Source organism: Pseudomonas sp. NPDC086566 (assembly GCF_050280885.1).
Lineage (GTDB): Bacteria > Pseudomonadota > Gammaproteobacteria > Pseudomonadales > Pseudomonadaceae > Aquipseudomonas > Aquipseudomonas vlassakiae.
In genome coordinates, this window is record NZ_JBNNWD010000003.1 from 366,202 (window position 1) to 392,714 (window position 26,513).

A 26,513-nucleotide genomic window follows, 5' to 3' on the forward strand; every position below is an offset into this window, starting at 1 on the left:
AGATGTCCAGATGAAACCACTCTACCTCGCCTCCGGCTCACCGCGCCGGCGTGAACTGCTCGGCCAGATCGGCGTGCCGTTCACCGTCATCAGTGCCCCCATCGATGAAACCCCGCTGCCGGGCGAAAGCGCCGAGGCCTATGTCGAGCGCCTGGCCCGGGCCAAGGCCGAAGCTGGCCTGGCCACGCTTCAAGGCCCTGCCGTGGTGCTTGGCGCCGACACGGCGGTGGTGCTCGATGGCCGTATCCTGGGCAAGCCTGAAAACCGTGAACATGCCTTGACGATGCTGGCCGACCTGGCTGGCCGCGAGCACCAGGTCCTGACCGCCGTAGCCTTGAGCGATGGCCAGCACTGCGAAAGCCGGTGTGTCAGCAGTGTCGTGCGTTTTCGCCCTGTCGATGCCACAGAAGCCGAGCGCTACTGGGCCAGCGGGGAACCTGCGGACAAGGCGGGGGGCTACGCCATCCAGGGCCTGGGCGCGGTATTCGTCACCGGGCTCGACGGCAGCTACTCGGCGGTGGTTGGCCTGCCTTTGAGCGAAACGGCCGAAATGCTCGCCCGGTTCGGTATCGCCTGCTGGCAGATACCGGCACTTTTGCCAGAGGTAACAAACCAGCGGTAGCCAGCCCAGCACGCGCGATCCATCATTACCGAAGACCTTTGACGAGAGCCTGCCATGAGTGAAGAGATCCTGATCAACATCACCCCGATGGAATCACGCGTGGCGGTGGTGGAAAACGGGGTGCTGCAGGAAGTGCACGTCGAGCGCACCCAGCGCCGCGGCATCGTCGGCAATATCTACAAGGGCAAGGTCGTGCGGGTGCTGCCGGGCATGCAGGCGGCATTCGTCGACATCGGCCTGGAGCGCGCGGCGTTCATCCATGCGTCGGAAATATCCCAGCGTGAAGGCTCGGCGGTGGAGAACATCACCGCACTGGTGCACGAGGGCCAGGCCCTGGTGGTGCAGGTAACCAAAGATCCGATCGGCACCAAGGGTGCACGCCTGACCACGCAGCTGTCGATCCCCTCGCGTTACCTGGTGTACATGCCTCGCAGCAGCCATGTCGGCATTTCCCTGAAGATCGAAGACGAAGCCGAACGCGAGCGCCTCAAGCAGGTGGTCAGCGACTGTATGAACAGCGAGAACATCAAGGACGCCGGGGGCTTCATCCTGCGTACCGCTGCCGAGGGGGCGCGGGCTGAAGAAATCCTCCAGGACATCCGTTACCTGCGCCGCCTGTGGGAACAGATCGGCAGCCAGATCCAGACCTGCGGCGCGCCCACGGTCATTTATGAAGACCTCGGCCTGGCCCTGCGCACGCTGCGCGACCTGGTAAACCCGAAAATCGAGAAGATTCGTATCGACTCGCGGGAAACCTTCCAGAAAACCACGCAGTTCGTCGTCGAACTCATGCCAGAGATCGCTGATCGCCTGGAACATTACCCAGGCGAGCGGCCGATCTTCGACCTGTACGGGGTCGAGGACGAAATCCAGCGCGCCCTGGAGCGCAAGGTGCCGCTCAAGTCCGGAGGGTACCTGGTGGTCGACCCGGCCGAGGCGATGACCACCATTGACGTCAATACCGGTGCGTTCGTCGGTCACCGCAACCTGGAAGAAACCATCTTCAAGACCAACCTCGAAGCCGCCACGGCCATCGCCCGGCAGCTGCGCCTGCGCAACATCGGCGGGATCATCATCATCGACTTCATCGACATGGAAGACGAAGAGCACCAGCGCCAGGTGCTGCGCACACTGGAAAAGCAGCTGGAGCGTGATCATGCCAAGACCAACATCATCGGCATCACCGAACTGGGCCTGGTGCAGATGACCCGCAAGCGCACCCGTGAGAGCCTCGAACAGGTCCTCTGCGAGCCATGCATCGCCTGTCAGGGGCGTGGCAAGTTGAAGACCCCCGAGACCATTTGTTACGAGATTTTCCGCGAGATCCTCCGCGAAGCCCGTGCCTACCAGGCTGAAGGTTATCGCGTGCTGGCCAACCAAAAGGTGGTCGATCGCCTGCTGGACGAAGAGTCCGGCAACGTTGCCGAACTGGAGACCTTCATCGGCCGAACCATTCGCTTTCAGGTCGAGTCGATGTATTCGCAGGAACAATACGATGTGGTGCTGCTCTGAGGCTTTCTGATACCCGCCCCGCATGGCGCTGGCTGGCAAAAACGGCACGCCGGGCCATCATGGATAAACGACCTGGAGGGCCATGGCCATGGGACGTCTGAACCGCGTTCTGGTCGCCTTGACCCGTTGGGGGCTGGGCATCTGTGCCCTGCTCGCGGTACTGGTGGCACTGTATGTCAGCCTCGGCCGCGAGCTGGTGCCGCTGGTTGCCGAATACCGTGGCGACGTCGAGAGCAAGGCCGAACAGGCGCTTGGTTTGCCCGTGCATGTAGGGGCTCTGGAAGGGCGCTGGAGCGGCCTGGCGCCGGTATTGCGCGTGCGTGACCTGCAACTGGGCGAGGGCGCATCGGCCCTGCGCCTGGATGACGTCAAGGTGGTACCCGACCTGTGGGCCAGCCTGACTTCCCGTGAGGTGCGCCTGGCGCGCATCGAACTCGGCGGCTTGCAACTGATTCTGCGTGAGGATGAGCAGGGTGGCTGGGCCCTTGAAGGGTTGCCAAAAAAGGACGACGCGCCGCTGGACCCTGCCGAGCTCCTGCAGCGCCTGCGTCAATTGGGCCGCATCGATGTGTTCGACAGCCAGGTCACCCTGCAGCCCTGGCAGCGTGACCCGTTGACCCTTACCTATGTCAGTGTCGGCCTGCAGGCCGGCGCTTCACGCCAGGCCCTGGACCTGCGGGCGACCTTGCCCGACGGCCAGCCACTGGCAGTCAATCTGCGCAGCCGGGCAAATGCCAAGGCCTGGCGCGATGGCGAGGTCGAGGCTTACCTGAGCCTGCCGCAAAGCGACTGGGCGCGGTGGTTGCCGCCTGCATTGCTGGGCCAGTGGCGGGCGCAAGCGCTGAAGGCCGGTGGCGAGTTCTGGGTCGACTGGAGCAAGGGGCAGTTGCAGCAGGCAGTGGTGCGTCTCAATGCACCGCAACTGCGCGGGGCCTACGCCGAGCGCAAGGCGGTGACCCTGGACAACCTCGCTTTGAACGCCTGGTTCCAGCGCCGCGATCAGGGTTTTGATGTAGTCGTGGATTCGCTCGCTGCCAGCATCGGCAAGAACCGTTGGGAATCGCACCTGCAAGTGAACCAGCGCCTGGGCGACGACCCGGCGGATGAAACCTGGCAGGTGCAGGCCGACCGCCTTGACCTCACCCCGTTGACCCCGCTGATCAATGGCCTGGCCCCCTTGCCGGACAAGTTCATGGCCGTGGTCGATGCGCTGAACGTCACCGGGGCGCTGCGCAACGTTCGCCTGGAAGCACGGCCAAAAGCCGAGGGCGACCAGCGCCTGCAGTTCGCCGCCAACCTGGAGAGGGTCGGTTTCGATGCCTATCATGGTGCACCGGCGGCCGGCAATGTCAGCGGCAGCATCAGCGGCGACCTCGGGCATGGCGAGCTGCGTCTGGATACTGACGCATTCATGCTGCACCTGTACCCGATCTTCGCCAAACCCTGGCATTACCAAAAGGCTAATGCACGCCTGACCTGGGCGCTCGACAAGCACGGCTTCACCCTGATCGCACCCTACCTGAAGGTACTGGGCGAGGAGGGCAAGATTGCCGGCGACTTCCTGATTCGCCTGCTTTTCGATGAAGGCACCGAAAGCTACATGGACCTGCGCGTCGGCCTTACCGAAGGCGATGGCCGCTACACCGCCAAGTACTTGCCCGAAGTGCTGAGCCCGGCCCTCGACGAATGGCTGCGCAGCGCCATCGTCAAGGGCAACGTCGATCAGGGCTACTTCCAGTACCAAGGTTCGTTGAACCACGGCGCCGCGCCGGAGGCTCGCAGCATCAGCCTGTTCTTCAAGGTGCATGACGCCGCGCTCGACTTCCAGCCAGGCTGGCCGCAGGTGCAGCAGGTGGACGGCGATGTGCTGATCGAAGACAGCGGCGTGCGCATCAGGGCCAGCAAGGGCCTGCTGCTCGACACTCAGGTCAGCGACGTCAGCGTGAATATTCCCCATGTCGACAGCGGCCAGCACAGCCATCTGTATCTCGACGGCAATTTCGACGGTAGCCTTGGCGATGGCTTGAAAATCCTCAAGGAAGCCCCGATCGGAACGGGCGAGATCTTCGCTGGCTGGGAAGGCGAGGGCCCACTCAAGGGCAATGTGAAGCTCGACGTACCCTTGGCCCATGGCGAGCGGCCAAAAGTGCTGGTGGACTTCGCCACTGCCGATGCACGCCTTAAGGTGACCCCGCCCAGCCTGGACCTGACGCGCCTCAAGGGCGACTTCAGCTTTGACTTCGACAAGGGGCTGAGCGGCAAGAACATCAGCTTGCAGGTGTTCGGCAAGCCGGTCACTGCGCAGATCACCGCCGAGGGCCAGCCCGGGCAGATGCAGACGCGCATCAACGCCAGTGGCCAGGCTTCGCTGAAGTCTCTGACCGACTGGTTGCAGTTCAGGCAAGCCCTGCCCGCCTCAGGCGACCTGCCATACCAATTGCAGGTCAGCCTGGGCAGCCGTGATAACAGCTTGAACGTCAGCTCTTCGCTCAAGGGCCTGACCATCGACCTGCCGGCTCCGTTCGGCAAGGCGGCGGCGGAGACCCGCGACAGTCGTTTCAGCATGAGCCTGCAAGGGCCTGAGCGGCGCTTCGATGCGGCTTACGCCGACCTGGCCCGTTTCGCCTACGCCGCACCGGCCGACAAGCTGGGCCAGGGCCGTGGCGAACTGTTGCTTGGCGCCGGGCAGGCGCAGTTGCCAGCGGCTCAGGGGCTGCGGGTCAAGGGGCGGCTGGAAAGCCTGGACCTGGGCCCCTGGCAGCAACAGGCCGCACGCTTTGCCGGTGACGACCCCGGTGGCAATGCCCGGCAGAACTTGCAGAGCGTCGACCTGAGCATCGGCCAGCTGAAGGCTTTCGGCATGAACCTGAACCAGGCCGTTGTGCGCCTGGCCCGTGGCGGCCCTGCCTGGGACCTGCGCCTGGACAGCAAGGAAGTCATCGGTAACGCGCGCCTGCCAGATGCCAAGGCTGCGCCGATGGTGGTGCGCCTGCAGACACTGCGCCTGCCGCCTGCCGACCCCGCTGAAACACAATCGGAAGAGGGCCCCGACCCGTTGGCCTCGTTCGACCCGCGCAAGGTGCCGGCCTTGGATCTGAGCATCGACAAGCTGTACCGCGGCGACGACTTGTTCGGCAACCTCGCGCTGAAGTTGCGCCCCACCGCACGGGGCGTGGCTGCGCAGGATATCGACCTCGACTTCAAAGGCTTGCATGTCGATGGCAGCGGCGCTTGGGAAGGCGAAACGGGGGCTACCAGCAGCTGGTACAAAGGTCGGCTCGACGGCAAGAACCTGGCCGATGTGCTCAAGGCCTGGGGGTTCGCCCCGACCGTGACCAGTCGCGATTTCCGCCTGGATGTCGATGGCCGCTGGCCGGGTTCGCCCGCCTGGGTCGGCCTCAAGCGCTTCTCTGGCAGCATGGATGCGGCCTTGCGCAGCGGTCAGTTCGTCGAGGTGGAAGGTGGCGCTCAGGCCCTGCGTGTGTTCGGCCTGCTCAACTTCAACTCGATTGGCCGGCGCTTGCGCCTGGACTTCTCCGACCTGTTCGACAAGGGCCTGGCCTATGACCGGGTCAAGGGCCTGCTGGTGGCCAGCAGCGGCGTCTACGTGACCCGCGAGCCAATCGCCGTGACCGGGCCTTCGAGCAACTTTGAACTCGATGGCACCCTCGACCTGGTGCGCGATCGGGTCGCTGCCAACCTGCAGGTGACCCTGCCGGTGACCAACAACCTGCCACTGGCCGCGCTGATCGTCGGTGCGCCTGCGGTCGGGGGCGCGCTGTTCCTGGTCGATCGACTGATCGGCGACCGTGTGTCGCGTTTTGCCAGCGTGCACTATCGCGTCGAAGGCCCGGTGAAAGAGCCTAAAATCACGTTTGTGAAACCGTTCGATAAATAATTGCGGGAGTGCCCATGAAGGCAGCGGTCATCCAGATGGTCAGCCAGGACGATGTGCTGGCCAACCTGCAGCGTGCGGGCGCCCTGCTCGAACAGGCAGCCATGGGCGGCGCTCGGTTGGCGGTACTGCCGGAAAACTTCGCGGCAATGGGCCGCAAGGATGCCGCCGCCATCGGTCGCGCCGAAGCCATGGGCGCAGGGCCGATCCTGCCGTGGTTGAAACGTACCGCCCGCGACCTCAGATTATGGATTGTTGCCGGTACCTTGCCGCTGCCACCACAAGGCCAGCCTGAAGCCAAGGCCCATGCCTGTTCGCTGCTGATCGACGAACACGGTGAAGTGGTGGCGCGCTATGACAAGCTGCATCTGTTCGACGTGGATGTGGCTGACAACCGTGGCCGTTACCGCGAGTCGGATGACTATGCCCATGGTGCGCAGGTGGTGGTGGCCGATACGCCGCTAGGCCGATTGGGGCTCAGCGTGTGTTACGACCTGCGCTTCCCCGAGCTGTACAGCGCCTTGCGCAGCGCAGGCGCGGAATTGATCACGGCACCGGCTGCCTTTACTGCAGTCACAGGCGCAGCGCATTGGGAAGTGCTGATCCGCGCCCGGGCCATTGAAACCCAGTGTTATGTACTGGCGGCGGCTCAAGGCGGTACCCATCCAGGGCCGCGGGAAACCCACGGCCACGCGGCGATCGTCGACGCTTGGGGGCGGATCGTCGCAGAACAGGCGCAAGGCGAAGCGGTTTTGCTCGCCGAGCGTGACATTGATGAACAGGCGTCCATCCGGGCGCGCATGCCGGTCACCACGCACCGGCGCTTTTTCTCGCAGGACGCCTTGCGGCCTGCGCACACCTCGGAGTGACTATGAGCCAGATGTTATCCACCGTCAGCGAGCAACTCCTGGCCCCGGGCGGACTCACCCTCGACAGCCTGCAAAGCGTGCTGGGCGAACTGGCAGGCCCCGGCATCGATGCGGCGGACCTGTATTTCCAGGGCCAGATTTCGGAAACCTGGGCGCTGGAGGACGGCATCGTCAAAGAGGGTAGCTTCAACCTGGACCAGGGTGTCGGTGTGCGTGCCCAGTCCGGCGAGAAGACCGGCTTTGCTTACAGCAACGCGATCAACCTCGAGGCGCTGACCTCGGCGGCCCGTGCGGCCCGCTCGATTTCCCGCGCCGGCCAGAACGGCACGGTCCAGGCGTTCCGCAGCCAGGACGTGACGGCGCTGTATGCGCCGGACAACCCGCTGGACGTGCTCAGCCGTGCCGAGAAGGTCGAGCTGCTCAAGCGTGTGGATGCTGCCACGCGCGCCCTCGATCCGCGTATCCAGCAGGTCAGCGTAAGCATGGCCGGGGTCTGGGAGCGCATCCTGATTGCCGCCGCCGACGGTAGCCTAGCCGCAGATGTGCGCCCGCTGGTGCGTTTCAACGTCAGCGTCATCGTCGAGCAGAATGGCCGCCGCGAGCGTGGCGGGCAGGGCGGTGGCGGGCGTACCGACTACCGCTTCTTCACTGAAGACCGCGTCATGGGCTATGCCCGCGAAGCACTGCGCCAAGCGCTGGTGAACCTCGAAGCCGTCCCGGCCCCAGCCGGCACCTTGCCGGTGGTACTGGGGTCCGGCTGGTCGGGCGTGCTGCTGCATGAAGCGGTCGGCCATGGCCTGGAAGGCGACTTCAACCGCAAGGGCAGCTCGGCATTCAGCGGGCGGATCGGCGAGAAGGTCGCCTCGAGCCTGTGCACCATCGTCGACGACGGCACCCTCGAAGGTCGCCGCGGCTCGTTGAGTGTCGATGACGAAGGCACGCCAACCGAATGCACCACGTTGATCGAGAACGGCATCCTCAAGGGCTACATGCAGGACAAGCTCAATGCACGCCTGATGGGCATGGCGGTTACCGGCAACGGTCGCCGCGAGTCTTATGCACACCTGCCGATGCCGCGCATGACCAACACCTACATGCGGGCCGGCAACAGCGATCCGCAAGAAATCATCGCTTCGGTGAAGAAGGGTATCTACTGCGCCAACCTCGGCGGTGGCCAGGTCGATATCACCAGTGGCAAGTTCGTGTTCTCGACCAGCGAAGCCTACCTGATCGAAGACGGCAGGATCACTGCCCCGGTGAAAGGCGCGACCCTGATCGGCAACGGGCCGGAGGCCATGAGCCGGGTGTCGATGGTCGGTAACGACCTGGCGCTGGACAGTGGCGTGGGGACGTGCGGCAAAGACGGGCAATCGGTGCCGGTAGGCGTCGGGCAGCCGACCTTGAAGCTCGATGCGATTACCGTGGGCGGTACAGGCGCGTGATGATGCGCGCTGCCTGTAGGAGCGGCCTTGTGTCGCGAAAGGGCCGCAAAGCGGCCCCAGGGTTTCAGCGACACTGCAGAAATAGCTGGGGCTGCTGCGCAGCCCATTCGCGGCGCAAGGCCGCTCCTACAAGAGCACCGCGTCAGTCTTTATCGCAGCCCGCGCTGCATCTCGTCGAGGTCGCGGATGTACTTGAACACCTTGCGCGCAGCGGCAGGCGGTTTGTTCCGCGCCTTTTCGTGCTGGGCATGACGGATCAGCGAACGCAGTTGCTGGCGATCGGTCTCGGGGTATTCGTTGACGAAACGCTCGAGGTCTTCGTCGTTACCGTCGATCAGACGGTCGCGCCAGCGTTCCAGGTTGTGGAAGCGCTCGTTGTACTGGCGGCTGGAGCTGTCGATCTGCTCCAGCACGGCGTGGATGGCGTCCAGGTCCTGGTCGCGCATCAGCTTGCCGACGAACGACATGTGGCGTTTGCGTGCGCCGTGGGCGGTGTGCTTGCTGGCGTCGGCCAGAGCCTTGCGCAGCTCGTCGGTAAGCGGCAGGCGCGCCAGGGTGTCGGCCTTGACCGTGGTCAGGCGTTCGCCGAGTTCGACCAGCGCATGCAGTTCGCGCTTGATCTGGGTTTTGCTTTTTTCGCCGTCGAAGGCGTCGTCGTATGAATCAACCATGGTGGCAGTCCGCTAGAAATCGCCGCCATGATAACCAGTCGGGGGCCGCTTGTCCGTGCCCGGTCGTAGAATGACCCTCGCCGAACGCAGAATTTGAGTGGAGAAAACCATGAGTGCAGTCCAGAGCGTAGGCCCCAAGGACCTGCCAGCGTTGCAAGAGCAGGTCGAGGCGATCATTGCAGAAGCACGCAAGCAAGGCGCCAGTGCCTGCGAAGTGGCGGTGTCGCTGGAGCAGGGCTTGTCCACCACGGTGCGTCAGCGCGAGGTCGAAACGGTCGAATTCAACCGCGACCAGGGCTTCGGCATCACCCTCTATGTAGGCCAGCGCAAGGGCTCGGCCAGCACTTCGGCCAGTGGCCCGGATGCCATCCGGGAAACCGTGGCCGCTGCTTTGGCGATTGCCAAACACACTTCCGAGGACGAGTGTTCAGGGCTGGCTGATGCCGCGCTGATGGCCCGCGAAATTCCCGATCTGGACCTCTATCACGACTGGGACATCGAGCCGGAGAAGGCCATCGAGATGGCGCTGGCCTGCGAGGCGGCGGCATTCGACGCTGACAAGCGTATCCTCAACGCCGATGGCACCACCCTGAATACTCACCAGGGTTGCCGCGTGTATGGCAACAGCCACGGCTTCATCGGTGGCTACGCCTCGACCCGGCACAGCCTGAGCTGCGTGATGATCGCTGAAGGCGAAGGCCAGATGCAGCGTGACTACTGGTATGACGTGAACCGCCAGGGCCACCTGCTGGCCGACCCGCGCAGCATTGGCGTGCGCGCCGCGCAGCGCGCAGCCAGCCGCCTGGGTGCGCGGCCGGTGCCGACCTGTGAAGTCCCCGTGCTGTTTTCCGCCGAGCTGGCGGGTGGCCTGTTCGGCAGTTTCCTGTCGGCGATTTCGGGTGGCAACCTGTACCGCAAGTCGTCGTTCCTGGATGGCGCTATCGGTCAGCGCCTGTTCCCGTCTTGGCTGACACTCGACGAGCGCCCCCACATTCCTCGCGCGCTGGGCAGCGCCGCATTCGACGGTGACGGCCTGGCGACCTACGCGAAGCCGTTCGTCGACAAAGGCGAGCTGGTGTCGTACCTGCTGGGTACCTACTCCGGGCGCAAACTGGGCTTGCCGAGCACTGCCAACGCCGGGGGCGTGCACAACCTGTATGTCACTCATGGCGTCGAAGACCAGGCGGCGCTGATCCGGCGCATGGGCCGGGGCCTGCTGGTGACCGAGCTGATGGGCCATGGTCTGAACATGGTGACCGGCGATTACTCGCGGGGTGCGGCGGGCTTCTGGATCGAGCATGGCGAGATTCAGCATGCCGTACAGGAAGTGACAATTGCCGGCAATATGAAGGACATGTTCCAGCAAATCGTGGCAGTTGGCTGTGATCTTGAAACCCGTAGCAATATCCACACGGGTTCGGTTCTGATCGAGCGGATGACGGTCGCTGGCAGCTGACAGCGGTCAGCAATGCCCAGCGTCAATGAAGCCCGGCCATCGTGCCGGGTTTTTCTTTCCTTGCCTGGTGCTTGAAGTGATTCTATTTATCAATTAATAATGAATATCATTATCCGGCAACCTGGCGATGATGTTCATGAAACCCGTCCTGCGCGAACTGCCCTACCTGGAAAACTGGCGCTGGCTCAGCCGACGCATCCGCTGCGCTCTCGAACCCGATGAGCCGCGTCTGATCGAGCACTACCTGGCCGAAGGCCGCTATCTGGTGTGCTGCACCGAAACCTCGCCATGGACCGTGGCGCTGACTTCCTTCCGCCTGCTGCTGGATACCGCCTGCGACCGCATGTTGCCGTGGCACTGGCGCTGCCTGTGCCTGGACCAGGCCTGGCGACCGCTGCTCGACCTGCGCAACCTCGATCGTCGCGAGCGGAACCAGCGCTGGCAGCCCTTCGCTTTGCAGCTGGCCAACTGCCGGCTGCTGCCCTCGATTTCTCCCGAAGAACTGATGCAAGGATTTGAAGATGAGTGATACCCGTATCGAGCGAGACAGCATGGGCGAGCTGCAGGTGCCGGCCAAGGCCCTGTATGGCGCCCAGACCCAGCGCGCGGTTGATAACTTCCCGATCAGCGGCCAGCGCATGCCGGCCCAGTTCATCCGCGCCTTGTTACTGGCCAAGGCCGCTGCGGCCAAGGCCAACATCGAGCTGGAGCAGCTGTCGCCAGGGCAGGGCCAGGCCATCGTTAAGGCGGTGGAGCAAATGCTGGCCGAGGATTTCATCCAGCACTTTCCGGTTGATGTGTTCCAGACCGGCTCGGGGACCAGCTCGAACATGAACGCCAACGAGGTGATCGCCACCTTGGCCAGCCGCGTGCTCGGTGAGCCGGTCAATGCCAATGACCACGTCAATTGTGGCCAGAGCAGCAACGACATCATCCCCACCACCATTCATGTCAGCGCCGCGCTGGGGCTGCACGAGCAACTGCTGCCGGCGTTGAGCCACCTCGTTCAGGTGATCGAGGCCAAGTCGCGCCAGGTGCATCAGTATGTGAAGACCGGCCGCACCCACCTGATGGATGCCATGCCAGTGCGCATGAGCCAGGTGCTCGATGGCTGGGCTGCGCAGATCAATGGCGCCAAGGCACACCTCGAAGCGACCCTGCCGAGCCTCCAGGCACTGGCCCAGGGCGGCACCGCCGTGGGCACCGGGATCAACGCCCACCCGCAGTTTGCTGCCGGCTTCGCCCGCCAACTGAGCAGTCTCACCAAGGTCGAGTTCACCCCCGGCCATAACCTGTTCGCCCTTATCGGCTCCCAGGACACTGCCGTGGCGCTGTCTGGCCAGCTCAAGACCACCGCCGTGGCGCTGATGAAGATTGCCAACGACCTGCGCTGGATGAACTCGGGCCCCTTGGCCGGCCTGGGTGAAATCGAGCTGCAGGGCCTGCAGCCGGGTTCGTCGATCATGCCGGGCAAGGTCAACCCGGTCATCCCGGAAGCCACTGCCATGGTCGCCGCCCAGGTCATCGGCAATGACGCCACCATCGCTGTGGCGGGGCAATCGGGCAACTTCGAGCTGAACGTGATGCTGCCGGTGATCGCCCGCAACCTGCTGGAGAGCATCGAACTGATGGCCAATGCCAGCCGCCTGCTGGCGGACAAGGCCATTGCCGGCTTCAAGGTCAACGAGGGCAAGCTCAAGGAGGCCCTGGCGCGCAACCCGATCCTGGTCACCGCGCTGAACCCGATCATCGGTTACCTCAAGGCCGCCGAAATTGCCAAGACCGCCTACAAACAGGGCCGTCCGATCATTGATGTGGCACTGGAGCACACCGACCTGTCGCGCGACCAGCTCGAAGCACTGCTGGATCCGGAGAAGCTCACCGCAGGCGGCATCTGACACGCCGTAGCGCCCAGAGGAAACAACGTCATGCAGCACTGGAAACGCACGACCGAGACGGCTAATCGCCTGTTCGAACAGGGCGAGCTGGTCGACGCCCGAGAGCATTACCTGCAAGCACTGGCTTTGGCACAAGTGCTGTTCGAGCGCTGGCATGACGTCGACGAGGCGGTGGTCGCCATGGTCATCGCCCATCACAACCTGGCCGACCTGCATCTGCGCCTGAACCAGCCGCACGAGAGCGCCGACTACCTGTGCGCCGCCCATCAGCGCTTGCTCCAGGCCAGCCAGCAAGCGCGCTTGCCGCAGGCGCTGCGTGATGCCGCACTGCGCCATAGCGGGCGCACCTACACCGAACTGCTGAGTTTCATCGCCGAGTACGGCCAGTATCCGCGTACCGAACGCCTGCTCAACCGCCACGGCGCCGAGGCCAGCGAACTTGCTGCCCAGCCGGACGTGGCGCCCAGAACCCATGCCTACGGAATCCATTGATATGCCGCATACCTTGCCTGCTCTGACTTACGCCTACGATGCGCTGGAACCGCACATCGATGCGCAAACCATGGAAATCCACCACACCAAGCACCACCAGACCTACGTCAATGGCCTGAATGCGGCCATCGAGGGCACCGAGTGGGCCGAATGGCCGGTCGAGAAACTGGTCGGCGCAGTCAAGCAACTGCCCGAAAATCTGCGCGGTGCGGTCACCAATCACGGGGGCGGCCACGCCAACCACAGTCTGTTCTGGTTGGTCATGTCGCCCAAGGGCGGTGGTCAGCCACTAGGCCCGCTGGCCAAAGCCATTGATGCCGAGCTGGGTGGCTTCGAGGCATTCAAGGAGGCGTTCACCAAGGCGGCGCTGACCCGTTTCGGCAGCGGCTGGGCGTGGCTCAGCGTCACCCCGCAGAACAAGCTGGTGGTGGAAAGCAGTGGCAACCAGGACAGCCCGCTGATGCACGGCAACACGCCGATCCTAGGCCTGGACGTGTGGGAACACGCCTATTACCTGAAGTATCAGAACCGCCGCCCGGAATACATTGGCGCTTTCTATAACGTGATCGACTGGGCGGAAGTGGATCGCCGCTATCACGAAGCCCTGAAGTGAGTCGGCCGGGTATGCGCGCTGAGGTGATGTCCGTCAGCAGTGTGCGGCTGTTCCGGCTGGCACTGGGCACCTTGCTGTTGCTGGCGGGCACGGCGTTGCTGCTGGCTCGAGGCATCGCCTGGCTGGATCTGGAACCGCGCATGGTGCGCGCGCTGGAAGGCGGCGCTCTGTGCGCACTGGGTACGGCGCTGGGCGCGGTACCGGTGCTGGTGCTTCGCAATATGCCGGTAGCCCTGGCCGACACCTTGCTGGGCTTCGGGGCAGGGGTGATGCTGGCGGCCACGGCGTTCTCGCTGATCCTCCCCGGGCTGGATGCCGCTCAGGCCATCGGCTTCAGCCCATGGGGCGCCGGTGGCCTGATCAGCTTCGGCCTGATGCTCGGTGCCCTGTGCCTGTTTCTGGTTGACCTCAAGGTCGCTGGTGCTTCGCCGCAGGCCTTGGTCGGTACGCAGAACCAGCCAGTGATTGCCGCACGAATCTGGCTGTTCGTGATCGCCATCATCGCTCACAACATCCCCGAGGGCATGGCCATCGGTGTATCTGCCGGTGGCGGCATGGCCGACGCCGACAGCCTGGCGATGGGCATAGCCTTGCAGGATGTGCCTGAAGGGCTGGTGATAGCATTGGTGCTGGCAGGGGCGGGCATGCCCCGGTTCAAGGCGTTCCTGATCGGTGCCGCCTCCGGCCTGGTCGAACCACTGGCTGCTGTGCTCTGCGCCTGGCTGGTGAACATGGCGCAGTTGCTGTTGCCGGTGGGCCTGGCCTGTGCGGCCGGGGCAATGTTGCTGGTGGTAACCCAGGAGATCATTCCTGAGTCGCGCAGCAATGGGCATCACCGGCTGGCCAGCCTGGGGCTTTGCGTCGGTTTTTGCCTGATGATGGTGATGGATACGGCAATGTCGTGATTTTGGCCTGGGGCCGCCGGCGGATTCGTGGTGCCTGTGAGGGATCGTCGGTCCCCCAGAGGCCTTCACTCGCCTTCGTCGAAGTAGTTGTTGATCAGCGCCACCAGCGCGTCCAGGGCTTCGTTGTCCTGCTCACCTTCGGTCATCAGGTGCACCTGCGTACCTTTCCCCGCAGCCAGCATCATCACCGCCATGATGCTCTTGCCGTCCACAAGCTTGTCGGGCGCGCGGCCGATGCGGACCTGGCAGGGATACTTGCCAGCCACGCCGACGAACTTGGCTGCCGCCCGGGCATGCAGGCCCAGCTTGTTGATGATGGTGATTTCGCGGGCGGGCATCGTGCGGTGGATCCTGTGGGCTAGAGGTCGCGGTGGCGGACCTGGACGTTTTTCAGGGATTGCTGCAACAGCTGGCCGAGGCGCTCGGTGATGTAGACCGAACGATGATGGCCTCCAGTGCAGCCGATGGCGATGGTGACATAAGCGCGGTTGCTGGCGGCAAAGCGTGGCAACCATTTGAGCAGGTAGCTGGAGATGTCGCTGAACATTTCTTCGACGTCTGGCTGTGCAGCAAGGTAGTCGATGACTGGCTGCTCCAGGCCGGAATGTTCACGCAGCTCCGGTTTCCAGTAGGGGTTGGGCAGGCAGCGTACGTCGAACACCAGGTCGGCATCGACCGGCATGCCGCGCTTGAAGCCGAACGACTCGACCAGGAAGGCGGTGCCAGGCTCAGGCTGGTTGAGCAGGCGCAGCTTGATCGAATCGCGCAGTTGGTAGAGGTTGAGGTTGGTGGTATCGATTTTCAGGTCGGCGAGGTCGGCAATCGGCCCCAGCAGCTCGCTTTCAACGCGGATGGCTTCGGCCAGCGAGCGGTCGGCGTTGGTCAGCGGATGGCGACGGCGGGTTTCCGAGAAGCGCTTGAGCAGGGTGTCTTCGTCGGCATCGAGAAACAGCACATCACACTGAATGTGCCGCCCGCGGGCCTCCTCCAATAGCTCGGGGAAGCGCGACAGGTGGCTGGGCAGGTTGCGTGCATCGATCGAAACCGCCACTTTGGGTTGCAGCAGTTCGGTATTGATCAACGCATTCTCGGCAAGCTGTGGCAGAAGCCCGGCCGGTAGGTTGTCGATGACGTAAAAGCCATTGTCTTCCAGGACATCGAGGGCGGTGCTTTTGCCGGAGCCAGACCGGCCGCTGACGATGATCAGGCGCATGTTCAGTGCTCGTTCTGTGCGTCCAGGACAACCTGGTACAGGGCCTCGCTGCTACCGGCGGCACGCAGGCGATCACGAACATCCTTGCGATCGAGCATGCTGGCGATCTGGCGGAGCAGTTCAAGGTGCGCATCGGTGGCGGCTTCTGGCACCAGCAGGACAAACAGCAAGTCCACAGGTGCGCCGTCGATGGCGTCGAAATCAATGGGGGCGGCGAGGTGGAGCAGGGCACTTACCGGGCTCTCGCAACCCTTGAGACGGCAATGTGGAATTGCAATGCCATTGCCAAATCCAGTTGAGCCCAGTTTTTCGCGGGCGATCAGCTTCTCGAAGAGATCTTGCTCATCAAGCTCGGGGACTTCGCGGTGGACCGCAGCGGCGATCGTTTCCAGCGCACGTTTTTTACTGCTGACGCCCGGCACGTTCACCAGGGAACGGCCGGGGGTCAGGATGGTTTCAAGTCGGATCATGGATGAGAGGGATCAGCGGGCGGCTGCACCTTGCAGCAGGCTTTGCTGTTTTTCCTTGTGTTTTTTCAGTTGGCGGTCGAGCTTGTCGGCCAAGGCGTCGATGGCTGCATACATGTCTTCGTGTTCCGCGTTGGCAACCACTTCACCGCCGGGAATCTGCAGGGTCGCCTCGACCTTCTGCTGCAGTTTCTCGACCTTCATGATGACCTGCACGTTGGTGATCTTGTCGAAGTGACTTTCCACCCGAGCGAGCTTTTCAAGCACGTAATCACGCAGTGGCTGGGTGACTTCTACATGCTGTCCACTGATATTGACTTGCATACAGCTTCTCCTTTGTTGCCCGTGCATAAAGAGGCAGGTATTGCACCTGCCCCACAAACGCTGTGGCACATCCGGGGGCTACATCAGTCGCTTGCGCTCGCTCGACGGTGCGATGCCGAGGGACTCGCGGTACTTGGCGACGGTGCGACGGGCTACCTGGATGCCTTGTGCCTCCAGTAAACCAGCGATCTTGCTGTCACTCAATGGCTTTTTCTGATTTTCCGCAGCAACCAGTTTCTTGATGATCGCGCGGATCGCCGTGGACGAGCATTCTCCGCCTTCGGCGGTGCTGACGTGGCTGGAGAAAAAGTATTTCAGTTCGTAGATGCCACGCGGGGTGTGCATGTATTTTTGTGTCGTCACCCGCGAAATGGTCGACTCATGCATGCCCACCGCTTCGGCAATGTCATGCAGGACCAGCGGTTTCATCGCTTCATCACCGTGGTCGAGGAAGCCGCGCTGGTGTTCGACGATCTGCGTGGCGACCTTCATCAGCGTTTCGTTGCGGCTTTGCAGGCTCTTGATGAACCAGCGCGCCTCTTGCAGCTGGTTGCGCATGAAGGTGTTGTCGGCGCTGGTATCGGCGCGGCGGACGAAGCCGGCGTACTGCGGGTTGACCCTCAGGCGCGGGATCGCTTCCTGGTTCAGCTCGACCAGCCAGCGGTCACTGTCTTTGCGCACGATCACGTCGGGAACCACGTATTCCGGTTCGCTCGACTCGATCTGTGAACCGGGCCGCGGGTTGAGGCTCTGCACCAGCTCGATCACTTGGCGCAGCTCGTCTTCCTTGAGCTTCATACGGCGCATCAGCTGGCTGTAGTCGCGGCCGCCAAGCAGGTCGATGAAGTCAGTGACCAGGCGTTGGGCGTCGCTCATCCAGGGCGTACTGGCGGGCAGCTGGCGCAATTGCAGCAGCAGGCACTCGCCCAGGCTGCGGGCGCCGACGCCTGCTGGCTCGAACTGCTGGATGCGGTGCAGCACCGCCTCGACCTCGTCGAGCTCGATATCCAGCTCCGGGTCGAAGCCTGCGCAGATTTCTTCGAGGGTATCTTCCAGGTATCCCTGGCCGTTGATGCTGTCGATCAGGGTGACGGCGATCAGGCGGTCGGTATCTGACATCGGTGCCAGGTTCAGCTGCCACAGCAGGTGGCTCTGCAGGCTTTCGCCGGCCGATGTGCGGGTGGTGAAGTCCCACTCGTCATCATCGTTGCTGGGCAGGCTGCTGGCGCTGGTCTGGTAGATGTCTTCCCAGGCGGTATCGACCGGTAGCTCGTTGGGGATTCGCTCGTTCCACTCACCGTCTTCCAGGGTTTCGGCACTGACGGTGCTTTCCTGGAAGCTGTTGTCCTGGGCTTCGGCGACCGGCTTGTTCTCGACGTTATCCGCCATCGGATCGCTGTTGTCGAAGTCGTCGCCGTCTTCCTGACGTTCGAGCATCGGGTTGGACTCCAGCGCTTCCTGGATTTCCTGCTGGAGGTCCAGGGTGGACAGCTGAAGGAGGCGGATGGCCTGTTGCAACTGCGGGGTCATCGTCAGTTGCTGGCCCATTTTTAGGACGAGCGATGGTTTCATGGCAGGGGCTTAATACCTTGTTCGCCGGCGCGCATGCGCCATCCACTACACGAGGGCGCCGAAGCGCCAAATTCAAGCAAGATTTATGCCTCAAATTGTAGCGTTTGCCTAGAGCGCTGTAACAACTTAAGCCCCTGCAGGGCATTAATGCCAGTGCTCCAGGCTGGTCCCTGGGGTCAGAGCCGGAACTCGTGGCCCAGGTAGACTTCCTTGACCAGGTCGTTGGCCAGAATGGTCTCGGCGTCCCCTTCAGCGATCAGTCTGCCGTCGTTGACGATATAGGCGGTCTCGCAGATGTCCAGGGTTTCACGGACGTTGTGGTCGGTGATCAATACACCGATACCCTTGGCCTTGAGGTGGTGGATGATCTGCTTGATGTCGCCCACGGAAATCGGGTCGACGCCGGCAAACGGTTCGTCCAGCAGGATGAACTTCGGCGCGGTAGCCAGGGCGCGGGCAATTTCGACGCGGCGGCGTTCACCGCCGGAAAGGCTCATGCCGAGGTTGTCGCGGATATGGCTGATGTGGAACTCCTGCAGCAGGCTTTCCAGCTCTTTGCGCCGGCCTTCGCGATCGATGTCCTTGCGGGTTTCGAGAATGGCCATGATGTTGTCGGCTACCGACAACTTGCGGAAGATCGAGGCTTCCTGCGGCAGGTAGCCGATACCGGCGCGGGCGCGGCCATGCATGGGCTGGTGACTGACATCGAGGTTGTCGATCAGTACGCGCCCCTGGTCGGCCTGGACCAGCCCAACGATCATGTAGAAGCAAGTGGTCTTGCCGGCGCCGTTGGGGCCGAGCAGGCCGACGATCTGGCCGCTGTCGATCGACAGGCTGACATCACGCACGACTTGCCGCCCCTTGTAACTCTTGGCCAGGTGCTGGGCTTTGAGGGTTGCCATTTACTCGGCCTTCTTCTTCGGCTGGATCACCATGTCGATGCGCTGACGTGGTTGAGTCACGTTGCCACCACGACCAGCGGTCGCTACCTGGGTCTTGGTGTTGTAGACGATCTTCTCGCCTTCGGTGGTGTTGCCTTCGTTCTCGACCTTGGCGCGGTCGGTGAGGATCACCGTGTCTTTCTGCGCCTGGTACTGGATGGTCACCGCCCAGCCTTTCATCTTGTCGGGCTTGGCTGTGCTCTGCTGTTGCTCGAAGTAGGCCAGGTTGCCCACCGAGGTCACCACATCGATGTCGCCATTGGCGGCACGGGTCATGGTCACGGTGTTGCCTTTGATCATCATGGAACCCTGGGTGATGATCACATCGCCGGTATAGGTGGCCACGCCCTGCTTGTCGTCCAGGTGCGCGTTGTCGGCCTGGATGCGGATAGGCTGGTCACGGTCGGTCGGCAGGGCGAAGGCGCTCGCGCTTCCCAGTGCTGCGCTCAGGCTGAGCAAAAGGGGGAGGGTTTTAACGAGCCTCATACTGTCCTCTTACGTTAGAGAGCAAGTCCATCTTGCCTTCTTTCAAATACGCTTTCATTCCTTTACCCGTAGTCGTGCCACCGGCGCCGTCGATTCTAACGGCTTGCTCGGTCTGCGCATATTGCTTCTGCGGGTATACGGTCATGCGCGAGCTGGTAACGATCAGTTCACGCTGCTTTTCGTCGATGCGTTGCACGCGGACTTTCTCGATCAGCTCGACCTCGGTGCCGTCCGGGTTGACCTCTGCGCGTTCGCTTTGCACATGCCAAGGGTATTCGGTACCCCGGTACATGTGCAGGTCGGGCGTGGTCAGCAGGGTGACTTCACTGACCCTGAGGTGCTCGACCTTGTCGGCGGTCATTTCATATTGCAGCTTGCCATCGGGCATGAACTGCACGCTATGCGCGTTGATCGCGTAGTAGTCGATGGCACTTTCGTCAACCTGGGCCACTGGCTTGTCGAGGAAGCTCTCAGGGCTGACATTCCAGTAGCCGATTGCCGCCAGCAGGGCGGCAATCACCGCGAGCAGCGCAAAATTGCGGGCTTTCTTGCTGAACATGGGCAGCCTTAAAGGTAGTTGGCGTTGGCAGCGTCCAGGGTGCCCTGGGCCTGCATGATCAGTTCACAGAACTCGCGTGCAGCACCTTCGCCGCCGCGTGCCTGGGTTACGCCGTGGGCGTGCTGGCGAACGAACGGTGCGGCGTTGGCTACGGCAATACCCAGGCCTACCCGGCGGATTACCGGCAGGTCGGGCAGGTCGTCGCCCAGATAGGCGACCTGTTCATAGCTTAGGCCCAGTTCGGCGAGCAGGCCGTCGAGCACGACCAATTTGTCTTCACGGCCCTGGTAAAGATGAGGGATGCCGAGGTTTTTCGCCCGGCGCTCGACCACCGGGGTCTTGCGTCCGCTGATGATCGCCGTGGTTACGCCCGAGGCCATCAGCATCTTGATACCTTGGCCATCCAGGGTATTGAAGGTCTTGAATTCGCTGCCATCTTCGAGAAAGTACAGACGGCCATCGGTCAGTACGCCGTCGACGTCGAAAACGGCCAGTTTGATCGCCTTGCCGCGTTGCATGAGGTCTACAGTCATCGGTTCGTTCTCCTTTACATCACGCCGGCGCGCAGCAGGTCGTGCATGTTCAGGGCGCCAGTCGGGCGCTCGTCCTTGTCCACGACCACCAGGGCGCTGATCTTGTGGTCCTCCATGATCTTCAGGGCCTCTGCGGCGAGCATTTCGGCGCGAGCAGTCTTGCCATGCACGGTCATGACCTGCTCGATCAGCGTGGTGTGCACATCGATGTTGCGGTCCAGGCTGCGGCGCAGGTCGCCATCGGTGAAGATCCCGGCCAGCTTGCCATCGTTGCCCACGATCACGGTCATGCCCAAACCTTTGCGGGACATTTCAAGGAGCGCGTCCTTGAGCAGTGTGCCGAGCCGTACCTGGGGCAATTCGTCACCTGCGTGCATGACGTTCTCGACCTTGAGCAGCAGGCGGCGGCCCAGGGCGCCGCCAGGGTGCGAAAAGGCGAAGTCCTCGGCGGTGAAGCCACGCGCTTCGAGCAGGGCGATGGCCAGTGCATCACCCAGCACCAGTGCGGCAGTGGTGGAGGAGGTCGGGGCGAGGTTCAGCGGGCAGGCTTCCTGAGTGACGCTGGCGTCGAGATTGACCTCGGCGGCCAGGGCCAGCGGCGAGTTCGGGTTGCCGGTCATGCTGATCAACTGGATTCCAAGGCGCTTGATCAGCGGCAGCAGGGTCACGATCTCGGCAGTGCTGCCCGAGTTGGACAGGGCCAGGATGACGTCGTCGCGGGTGATCATGCCCATGTCGCCATGGCTGGCTTCGGCCGGGTGCACGAAGAACGCTGGCGTGCCGGTGCTGGCCAGGGTGGCGGCGATCTTGTTGCCGATATGCCCCGATTTGCCCATGCCGACCACCACGACCCGGCCCTTGCTCGCCAGGATCAGCTCGCAGGCCTTGACGAAATTGGCGTCGATGCGGGCCACCAAGCCTTGAACGGCCTCGAGTTCCAGGCGCAGGGTGCGCTGGGCGGAGTGGATCAGCTCGCTGGTTTGGCTCATGTCGAAAAGCAATGCCTGATTAAAAGGCGGCGATTATAGCTGCAATATAAAAAAGCCTCATCCTTTCGATTGCCCCCTCAGATCTCGTCTATGCCTGTCGATGGCCTGAACGACCTGTTCCATGCCCTTGGGGGCGGGAGGTCAGCAGTGCTATAGTTCGCCGCTATTCGGCCTGCCAAGGGCGCGTGTGCCTTCACGATGAGGGCCAGCGTCCATTAGTGCGAGGCTGCATTAGCAAGGAGTCTAGATGAGTGTGGATAGCGCCTACGCGGTCGAGTTGAAGGGAGTCACCTTCAAGCGCGGTTCGCGCAGCATTTTCAGCAATGTCGACATCCGTATCCCGCGTGGCAAGGTCACCGGGATCATGGGGCCGTCGGGTTGCGGCAAGACCACGCTGCTGCGCCTGATGGGCGCGCAGCTACGGCCCTCGAGCGGAGAAGTCTGGGTGGCCGGGCAGAACCTGCCGAGCCTCTCGCGCAGCGACCTGTTCGACGCCCGCAAGCAGATGGGCGTACTGTTCCAGAGCGGTGCGTTGTTCACCGATCTCGATGTGTTCGAGAACGTCGCGTTTCCTTTGCGCGTGCATACCCAGCTTTCAGACGAAATGATCCGTGACATCGTGTTGATGAAGCTGCAGGCGGTTGGCCTGCGCGGTGCCATCGACCTGATGCCGGACGAACTGTCCGGCGGGATGAAGCGCCGGGTGGCGCTGGCCCGGGCGATTGCCCTGGACCCACAGATCCTCATGTACGACGAACCATTCGTCGGCCAGGACCCGATCGCCATGGGTGTGCTCGTGCGCTTGATCCGTCTGCTCAATGATGCGCTGGGCATCACCAGCATCGTGGTTTCCCATGACCTCGCCGAAACCGCCAGTATCGCCGATTACATCTATGTGGTCGGTGATGGCCAGGTGCTGGGCCAGGGGACGCCCGACGAGCTGATGGGCTCGGACAATCCGCGCATTCGCCAGTTCATGAAAGGCGACCCGGACGGCCCGGTGCCATTCCACTTTCCCGCGCCTGACTACCGCGCCGATCTGCTGGGAGCGCGGTGATGCGCAGAAAATCCTTACTCGAACGTATCCGCCTGCTCGGGCGCTCGGCGATCGACGTGCTGGCCGTGCTCGGGCGCTCATGCCTGTTCCTGTTCCATGCACTGATCGGCCGTGGCGGCATTGGTGGCGGTTTCCAGTTACTGACCAAGCAGCTCTACTCGGTGGGTGTGCTGTCGCTGGCGATCATTGTCGTTTCCGGCGTGTTCATCGGCATGGTACTTGCCCTGCAGGGCTACAGCATCCTGACCAAGTACGGTTCCGAACAGGCGGTCGGGCAAATGGTCGCCCTGACCCTGCTGCGTGAGCTCGGCCCGGTAGTCACCGCGCTGCTGTTCGCGGGCCGTGCCGGTTCCGCGCTGACCGCCGAAATCGGCAACATGAAGTCCACCGAACAGCTGTCGAGCCTGGAAATGATCGGCGTCGACCCGCTCAAGTACATCGTTGCGCCACGCCTGTGGGCCGGTTTCATCTCGCTGCCGCTGCTGGCGCTGATCTTCAGCGTGGTCGGCATCTGGGGCGGTTCGTGGGTCGCGGTCGACTGGCTGGGCGTCTACGAAGGCTCGTTCTGGGGCAACATGCAGAACAGTGTTTCCTTTACCGACGACGTGCTCAACGGGCTGATCAAGAGCCTGGTGTTCGCCTTCGTCACGACCTGGATTGCCGTATTCCAGGGGTACGACTGCGAACCCACCTCAGAGGGGATCAGCCGCGCCACCACCAAGACCGTGGTCTATGCCTCATTGGCCGTACTGGGTCTGGACTTTATTTTGACCGCCTTGATGTTTGGAGATTTCTGATGCAAAACCGCACCCTGGAAATCGGTGTCGGCCTGTTCCTCCTGGCCGGGATCCTGGCGCTGCTGCTGCTGGCCCTGCGTGTCAGCGGGCTGTCGGCCAGCCCGAGCAGCGATACCTATAAAGTTTATGCGTACTTCGACAATATCGCGGGTTTGACGGTCAGAGCTAAAGTGACCATGGCCGGTGTAACCATCGGCAAGGTCACCGCCATCGATCTGGACCGTGATTCCTACACCGGTCGGGTGACGCTGCAGCTGGACAAGGCGGTCAACAACTTGCCGACCGACTCCACTGCTTCGATCCTGACCGCCGGCTTGCTTGGCGAGAAGTACATCGGTATCAGCGTGGGCGGTGAAGAAGACGTGCTCAAGGATGGCTCGACCATCCATGACACCCAGTCGGCGCTGGTGCTGGAAGATCTGATTGGCAAGTTCCTGCTCAACTCCGTTGGCAAGGAACCTAAAGAAGCGCAACCGGCTAATTAAGGAGTTTCCATGATTTCGATCCTGCGACGTGGCCTGCTGGTGCTGCTGGCGGCCTTCCCCCTGTTTGCCCTGGCTGCGCAGTCGCCGCATGAGGTGGTTCAGAGCACCACCGATGCGCTGCTCAGCGACCTCAAGGCCAACAAGGAGCAGTACAAGTCCAACCCGAATGCCTTCTACGATGCGCTCAATCGTATTCTCGGTCCGGTCGTGGATGCGGAAGGCATCTCGAAAAGCATCATGACCGTCAAGTACTCACGCAAGGCCACCCCTGCGCAGATTCAGCGCTTCCAGGACAACTTCAAGCGCAGCCTGTTCCAGTTCTATGGCAATGCGCTGCTGGAATACAACAACCAGGGCATCAGCGTCGACCCGGCCAAGGCTGATGACGGCAAGCGCGCCAGCGTGGGCATGAAGGTGACCGGCAACAACGGTGCGGTCTATCCGGTGCAGTACACCCTCGAGAACCTTGGCGGCGAATGGAAGGTGCGCAACGTCATCGTCAACGGCATCAACATCGGCAAGTTGTTCCGCGACCAGTTCGCCGATGCCATGCAGCGTAATGGCAACGACCTGGACAAGACCATCGACGGCTGGGCTGGCGAAGTGGCCAAGGCCAAGGAAGCTGCCGATAATTCGCCAGAGAAGACCGTCAAATGAGCGAGGCCGCTGTAACCATGGCCGAGCCGGGCGTGCTATGCCTGGCCGGCGAACTGGATTACCGCAGCGGGCCGGCCCTGCGCAAGCAGGGTAAGGCCCTGATCGGCGCCTGCCGTGAATCGCGTCTGCTGCTGGACTGCTCGGCCGTGGCGCGCTCCACCAGTGTCGGCCTGTCGCTGCTGCTGGCGTTCATTCGTGACGCCCAGGCAGCCGGCAAGGCCGTCGAGGTGCGCGGCATGCCTGACGACATGCGGGAAATCGCCGGGGTCTATGACCTCGATGAGGTGCTGGCAAGCTGATGGCTTGGCAGTGATGAGAGGCCCCTCGGTCGCGTGCCCTTTCGTTGGGCTTCGCAGGCGAGGGGCTTTTTTGTATGATGGCCGACCCGTGCGCATCGGGCGCCGATTGAGGTTGAGCATGCAGGCCGTAGAAGTTAAGAGCTTCCTTGAAGAGAAATTGCCGGGATCCCGGGTCGAAGTTGAAGGCGAAGGCTGCAACTTCCAGTTGAACGTGATCAGCGACGAGTTGGCTGGCCTGAGCCCGGTCAAACGTCAGCAGGCGATCTATGCTCACCTGAATCCGTGGATCGCCAATGGCAGCATCCATGCGGTAACCATGAAATTTTTCAGCAGCGCAGCCTGGGCTGAGCGCACCTGAGCCAACGTGGCGGCGAGACACCAATGGACAAACTGATTATTACTGGCGGCGCTCGTCTCGACGGCGAGATCCGCATTTCCGGCGCGAAGAACGCGGCCCTGCCGATCCTGGCGGCGACCCTGCTTGCCGATGGCCCGGTCACCGTGGGCAACCTGCCGCACCTGCACGACATCACCACCATGATCGAGCTGTTCGGGCGTATGGGCATCGAGCCTGTGATCGACGAAAAGCTCGCGGTAGAAATCGACCCGCGTACCATCAAGACCCTGGTAGCCCCTTACGAGCTGGTCAAGACCATGCGCGCCTCGATCCTGGTGCTCGGCCCCATGGTGGCGCGTTTCGGTGAAGCCGAAGTGGCCCTGCCAGGTGGCTGCGCCATCGGTTCGCGCCCGGTCGACCTGCACATCCGCGGGCTCGAGGCCATGGGGGCGAAGATCGAAGTCGAAGGCGGCTACATCAAGGCCAAGGCGCCTGAAGGCGGCCTGCGCGGCGCGCATTTCTTCTTCGACACCGTCAGCGTGACCGGTACCGAGAACATCATGATGGCTGCTGCCCTGGCCAAAGGCCGCAGCGTGCTGCAAAACGCCGCGCGTGAGCCTGAAGTGGTCGACCTGGCCAACTTCATCAATGCCATGGGCGGCAAGGTCCAGGGCGCTGGCACCGACACCATCACCATCGATGGCGTCGAGCGCCTGGCATCTGCACACTACCGCGTCATGCCGGACCGTATCGAGACTGGCACCTACCTGGTCGCCGCTGCCGTGACTGGCGGTCGCGTCAAGGTCAAGGACACCGACCCGACCATCCTCGAAGCCGTGCTGGAGAAGCTGAAGGAAGCGGGCGCCGACCTCACCACCGGTGAAGACTGGATCGAGCTGGACATGCACGGCAAGCGGCCGAAGGCCGTCAACCTGCGCACCGCGCCGTACCCGGCATTCCCGACCGACATGCAGGCGCAGTTCATCTCGCTGAACGCCATCGCCGAAGGCACTGGCGCGGTCATCGAGACGATCTTCGAAAACCGCTTCATGCACGTGTATGAAATGCACCGCATGGGCGCGCAGATCCAGGTGGAAGGCAATACCGCGATCGTCACCGGCGTGCCGGCACTCAAGGGTGCTCCGGTCATGGCCACCGACCTGCGTGCATCCGCCAGCCTGGTACTGTCGGCGCTGGTCGCCGAAGGCGATACCCTGATCGACCGCATCTACCACATCGACCGTGGTTACGAGTGCATCGAAGAAAAACTGCAGATGCTCGGCGCCAAGATCCGCCGCGTACCGGGCTGATAGTCTGCATGTGGGAGCGGGCTTGTCCCGCGAAGAAGCCACCGCGTTGCATGGCACCGGCTTTGCCGGTGTTCGCGGGGCAAGCCCGCTCCCACAACGAATTGAATGCGGT

Annotated in this window: 29 protein-coding genes; 18 read left to right on the forward strand and 11 right to left on the reverse strand. The window is 62.7% G+C overall.

The genetic code is table 11. The features are described from left to right. Positions 1-10: 10 nt before the first annotated feature. The 5 genes from ACQKPS_RS08905 (at position 11) to tldD (ending at position 8,340) form a co-directional block, all read left to right on the forward strand. Entirely contained in the window at positions 11-622 is a 612-nt protein-coding gene (locus tag ACQKPS_RS08905; RefSeq protein WP_254483360.1) for a Maf family protein, read from the forward strand. 54 nt (positions 623-676) lie between these two features. After that, the gene (rng, locus tag ACQKPS_RS08910; protein WP_254483361.1) at positions 677-2,134 is read left to right on the forward strand and encodes a ribonuclease G; all 1,458 of its coding nucleotides are present in this window, start codon (positions 677-679) and stop codon (positions 2,132-2,134) included. Positions 2,135-2,216: 82 nt separating this feature from the next. Beyond that, a complete protein-coding gene (locus ACQKPS_RS08915) occupies positions 2,217-6,032 on the forward strand; it encodes a YhdP family protein (protein ID WP_427603684.1) in 3,816 nt (1,271 codons plus the stop codon). 14 nt (positions 6,033-6,046) lie between these two features. Then, a complete protein-coding gene (locus tag ACQKPS_RS08920; protein ID WP_254483363.1) occupies positions 6,047-6,898 on the forward strand; it encodes a carbon-nitrogen hydrolase family protein in 852 nt (283 codons plus the stop codon). Between the two features lie 2 nt (positions 6,899-6,900). Then, a complete protein-coding gene (tldD, locus tag ACQKPS_RS08925) occupies positions 6,901-8,340 on the forward strand; it encodes a metalloprotease TldD (RefSeq protein WP_427603687.1) in 1,440 nt (479 codons plus the stop codon). A gap of 149 nt (positions 8,341-8,489) precedes the next feature. Here tldD and yjgA read toward each other — a convergent pair whose 3' ends face one another. Further along, a complete protein-coding gene (gene yjgA, locus ACQKPS_RS08930) occupies positions 8,490-9,011 on the reverse strand; it encodes a ribosome biogenesis factor YjgA (protein WP_027920225.1) in 522 nt (173 codons plus the stop codon). 109 nt (positions 9,012-9,120) lie between these two features. Here yjgA and pmbA point away from each other — a divergent pair, with 109 nt between their 5' ends. The 6 genes from pmbA (at position 9,121) to ACQKPS_RS08960 (ending at position 14,375) form a co-directional block, all read left to right on the forward strand. Beyond that, a complete protein-coding gene (gene pmbA / locus ACQKPS_RS08935) occupies positions 9,121-10,467 on the forward strand; it encodes a metalloprotease PmbA (protein WP_427603689.1) in 1,347 nt (448 codons plus the stop codon). A 127-nt stretch (positions 10,468-10,594) separates the two neighbouring features. After that, positions 10,595-10,996 carry a FagA protein gene (locus ACQKPS_RS08940; protein ID WP_254483368.1) on the forward strand — a complete coding sequence of 134 codons (402 nt, stop codon included), beginning with the start codon at positions 10,595-10,597 and terminating at the stop codon, positions 10,994-10,996. Continuing rightward, positions 10,989-12,365 (forward strand): class II fumarate hydratase, encoded by a 1,377-nt coding sequence (locus ACQKPS_RS08945; RefSeq protein ID WP_427603691.1) that lies wholly within the window; start codon positions 10,989-10,991, stop codon positions 12,363-12,365. Before ACQKPS_RS08940 ends, ACQKPS_RS08945 begins: the two co-directional genes overlap by 8 nt. 30 nt (positions 12,366-12,395) lie before the next feature. After that, the gene (locus tag ACQKPS_RS08950; RefSeq protein WP_254483372.1) at positions 12,396-12,857 is read left to right on the forward strand and encodes a DUF2753 family protein; all 462 of its coding nucleotides are present in this window, start codon (positions 12,396-12,398) and stop codon (positions 12,855-12,857) included. 1 nt (position 12,858) lies between these two features. Then, entirely contained in the window at positions 12,859-13,470 is a 612-nt protein-coding gene (locus ACQKPS_RS08955; RefSeq protein WP_254483374.1) for a superoxide dismutase, read from the forward strand. 11 nt (positions 13,471-13,481) lie between these two features. Next, a complete protein-coding gene (locus ACQKPS_RS08960; protein ID WP_254483376.1) occupies positions 13,482-14,375 on the forward strand; it encodes a ZIP family metal transporter in 894 nt (297 codons plus the stop codon). A gap of 65 nt (positions 14,376-14,440) precedes the next feature. Here ACQKPS_RS08960 and ACQKPS_RS08965 read toward each other — a convergent pair whose 3' ends face one another. From ACQKPS_RS08965 to ACQKPS_RS09010, 10 genes are all read right to left on the reverse strand, one after another. Continuing rightward, positions 14,441-14,713, reverse strand: a complete 273-nt coding sequence (locus tag ACQKPS_RS08965; protein WP_176508700.1) for an HPr family phosphocarrier protein — start codon at positions 14,711-14,713, stop codon at positions 14,441-14,443. Between the two features lie 20 nt (positions 14,714-14,733). Beyond that, a complete protein-coding gene (rapZ, locus tag ACQKPS_RS08970; protein ID WP_254483378.1) occupies positions 14,734-15,588 on the reverse strand; it encodes an RNase adapter RapZ in 855 nt (284 codons plus the stop codon). 2 nt (positions 15,589-15,590) lie between these two features. After that, the gene (gene ptsN, locus ACQKPS_RS08975; RefSeq protein ID WP_254483379.1) at positions 15,591-16,058 is read right to left on the reverse strand and encodes a PTS IIA-like nitrogen regulatory protein PtsN; all 468 of its coding nucleotides are present in this window, start codon (positions 16,056-16,058) and stop codon (positions 15,591-15,593) included. Positions 16,059-16,070: 12 nt separating this feature from the next. After that, entirely contained in the window at positions 16,071-16,379 is a 309-nt protein-coding gene (gene hpf, locus ACQKPS_RS08980) for a ribosome hibernation-promoting factor, HPF/YfiA family (RefSeq protein WP_003255135.1), read from the reverse strand. 78 nt (positions 16,380-16,457) lie between these two features. Next, positions 16,458-17,951, reverse strand: coding sequence for an RNA polymerase factor sigma-54 (locus ACQKPS_RS08985; RefSeq protein WP_254483380.1), 1,494 nt, complete (start codon positions 17,949-17,951; stop codon positions 16,458-16,460). Positions 17,952-18,127: 176 nt separating this feature from the next. After that, positions 18,128-18,853 (reverse strand): LPS export ABC transporter ATP-binding protein, encoded by a 726-nt coding sequence (lptB, locus tag ACQKPS_RS08990; protein ID WP_060511298.1) that lies wholly within the window; start codon positions 18,851-18,853, stop codon positions 18,128-18,130. Further along, positions 18,854-19,378: a lipopolysaccharide transport periplasmic protein LptA gene (lptA, locus tag ACQKPS_RS08995; protein WP_027595608.1), complete on the reverse strand. Its 525-nt coding sequence runs from the start codon at positions 19,376-19,378 to the stop codon at positions 18,854-18,856. After that, on the reverse strand, positions 19,365-19,937 hold the full coding sequence (lptC, locus tag ACQKPS_RS09000) for an LPS export ABC transporter periplasmic protein LptC (protein ID WP_427603695.1): 573 nt from the start codon (positions 19,935-19,937) through the stop codon (positions 19,365-19,367). The genes lptA and lptC overlap by 14 nt, the downstream gene beginning before the upstream one ends. A gap of 8 nt (positions 19,938-19,945) precedes the next feature. Then, positions 19,946-20,470, reverse strand: a complete 525-nt coding sequence (locus ACQKPS_RS09005) for a KdsC family phosphatase (RefSeq protein WP_254483382.1) — start codon at positions 20,468-20,470, stop codon at positions 19,946-19,948. A 14-nt stretch (positions 20,471-20,484) separates the two neighbouring features. Further along, entirely contained in the window at positions 20,485-21,459 is a 975-nt protein-coding gene (locus tag ACQKPS_RS09010) for a KpsF/GutQ family sugar-phosphate isomerase (RefSeq protein WP_254483383.1), read from the reverse strand. 247 nt (positions 21,460-21,706) lie between these two features. On the opposite strand from ACQKPS_RS09010, the gene ACQKPS_RS09015 reads away from it, so the two are divergent. The 7 genes from ACQKPS_RS09015 to murA all read left to right on the forward strand — a co-directional run bounded on the left by ACQKPS_RS09015 (position 21,707) and on the right by murA (position 26,401). Continuing rightward, complete coding sequence (locus ACQKPS_RS09015; RefSeq protein WP_043213285.1) at positions 21,707-22,516, forward strand: ATP-binding cassette domain-containing protein; 810 nt, start codon at positions 21,707-21,709, stop codon at positions 22,514-22,516. After that, positions 22,516-23,313 carry a lipid asymmetry maintenance ABC transporter permease subunit MlaE gene (mlaE, locus tag ACQKPS_RS09020; RefSeq protein WP_054885955.1) on the forward strand — a complete coding sequence of 266 codons (798 nt, stop codon included), beginning with the start codon at positions 22,516-22,518 and terminating at the stop codon, positions 23,311-23,313. The genes ACQKPS_RS09015 and mlaE overlap by 1 nt, the downstream gene beginning before the upstream one ends. Next, positions 23,313-23,798: an outer membrane lipid asymmetry maintenance protein MlaD gene (gene mlaD / locus ACQKPS_RS09025; RefSeq protein ID WP_054885956.1), complete on the forward strand. Its 486-nt coding sequence runs from the start codon at positions 23,313-23,315 to the stop codon at positions 23,796-23,798. Before mlaE ends, mlaD begins: the two co-directional genes overlap by 1 nt. A 9-nt stretch (positions 23,799-23,807) precedes the next feature. Beyond that, positions 23,808-24,455: an MlaC/ttg2D family ABC transporter substrate-binding protein gene (locus ACQKPS_RS09030; protein WP_254483384.1), complete on the forward strand. Its 648-nt coding sequence runs from the start codon at positions 23,808-23,810 to the stop codon at positions 24,453-24,455. Continuing rightward, entirely contained in the window at positions 24,452-24,754 is a 303-nt protein-coding gene (locus ACQKPS_RS09035) for an STAS domain-containing protein (RefSeq protein WP_176508693.1), read from the forward strand. The genes ACQKPS_RS09030 and ACQKPS_RS09035 overlap by 4 nt, the downstream gene beginning before the upstream one ends. A gap of 118 nt (positions 24,755-24,872) precedes the next feature. Further along, positions 24,873-25,112: a BolA family protein gene (locus ACQKPS_RS09040; RefSeq protein WP_003255121.1), complete on the forward strand. Its 240-nt coding sequence runs from the start codon at positions 24,873-24,875 to the stop codon at positions 25,110-25,112. 23 nt (positions 25,113-25,135) lie between these two features. Continuing rightward, positions 25,136-26,401, forward strand: coding sequence for a UDP-N-acetylglucosamine 1-carboxyvinyltransferase (gene murA / locus ACQKPS_RS09045; RefSeq protein WP_054885959.1), 1,266 nt, complete (start codon positions 25,136-25,138; stop codon positions 26,399-26,401). Positions 26,402-26,513: the final 112 nt, after the last annotated feature.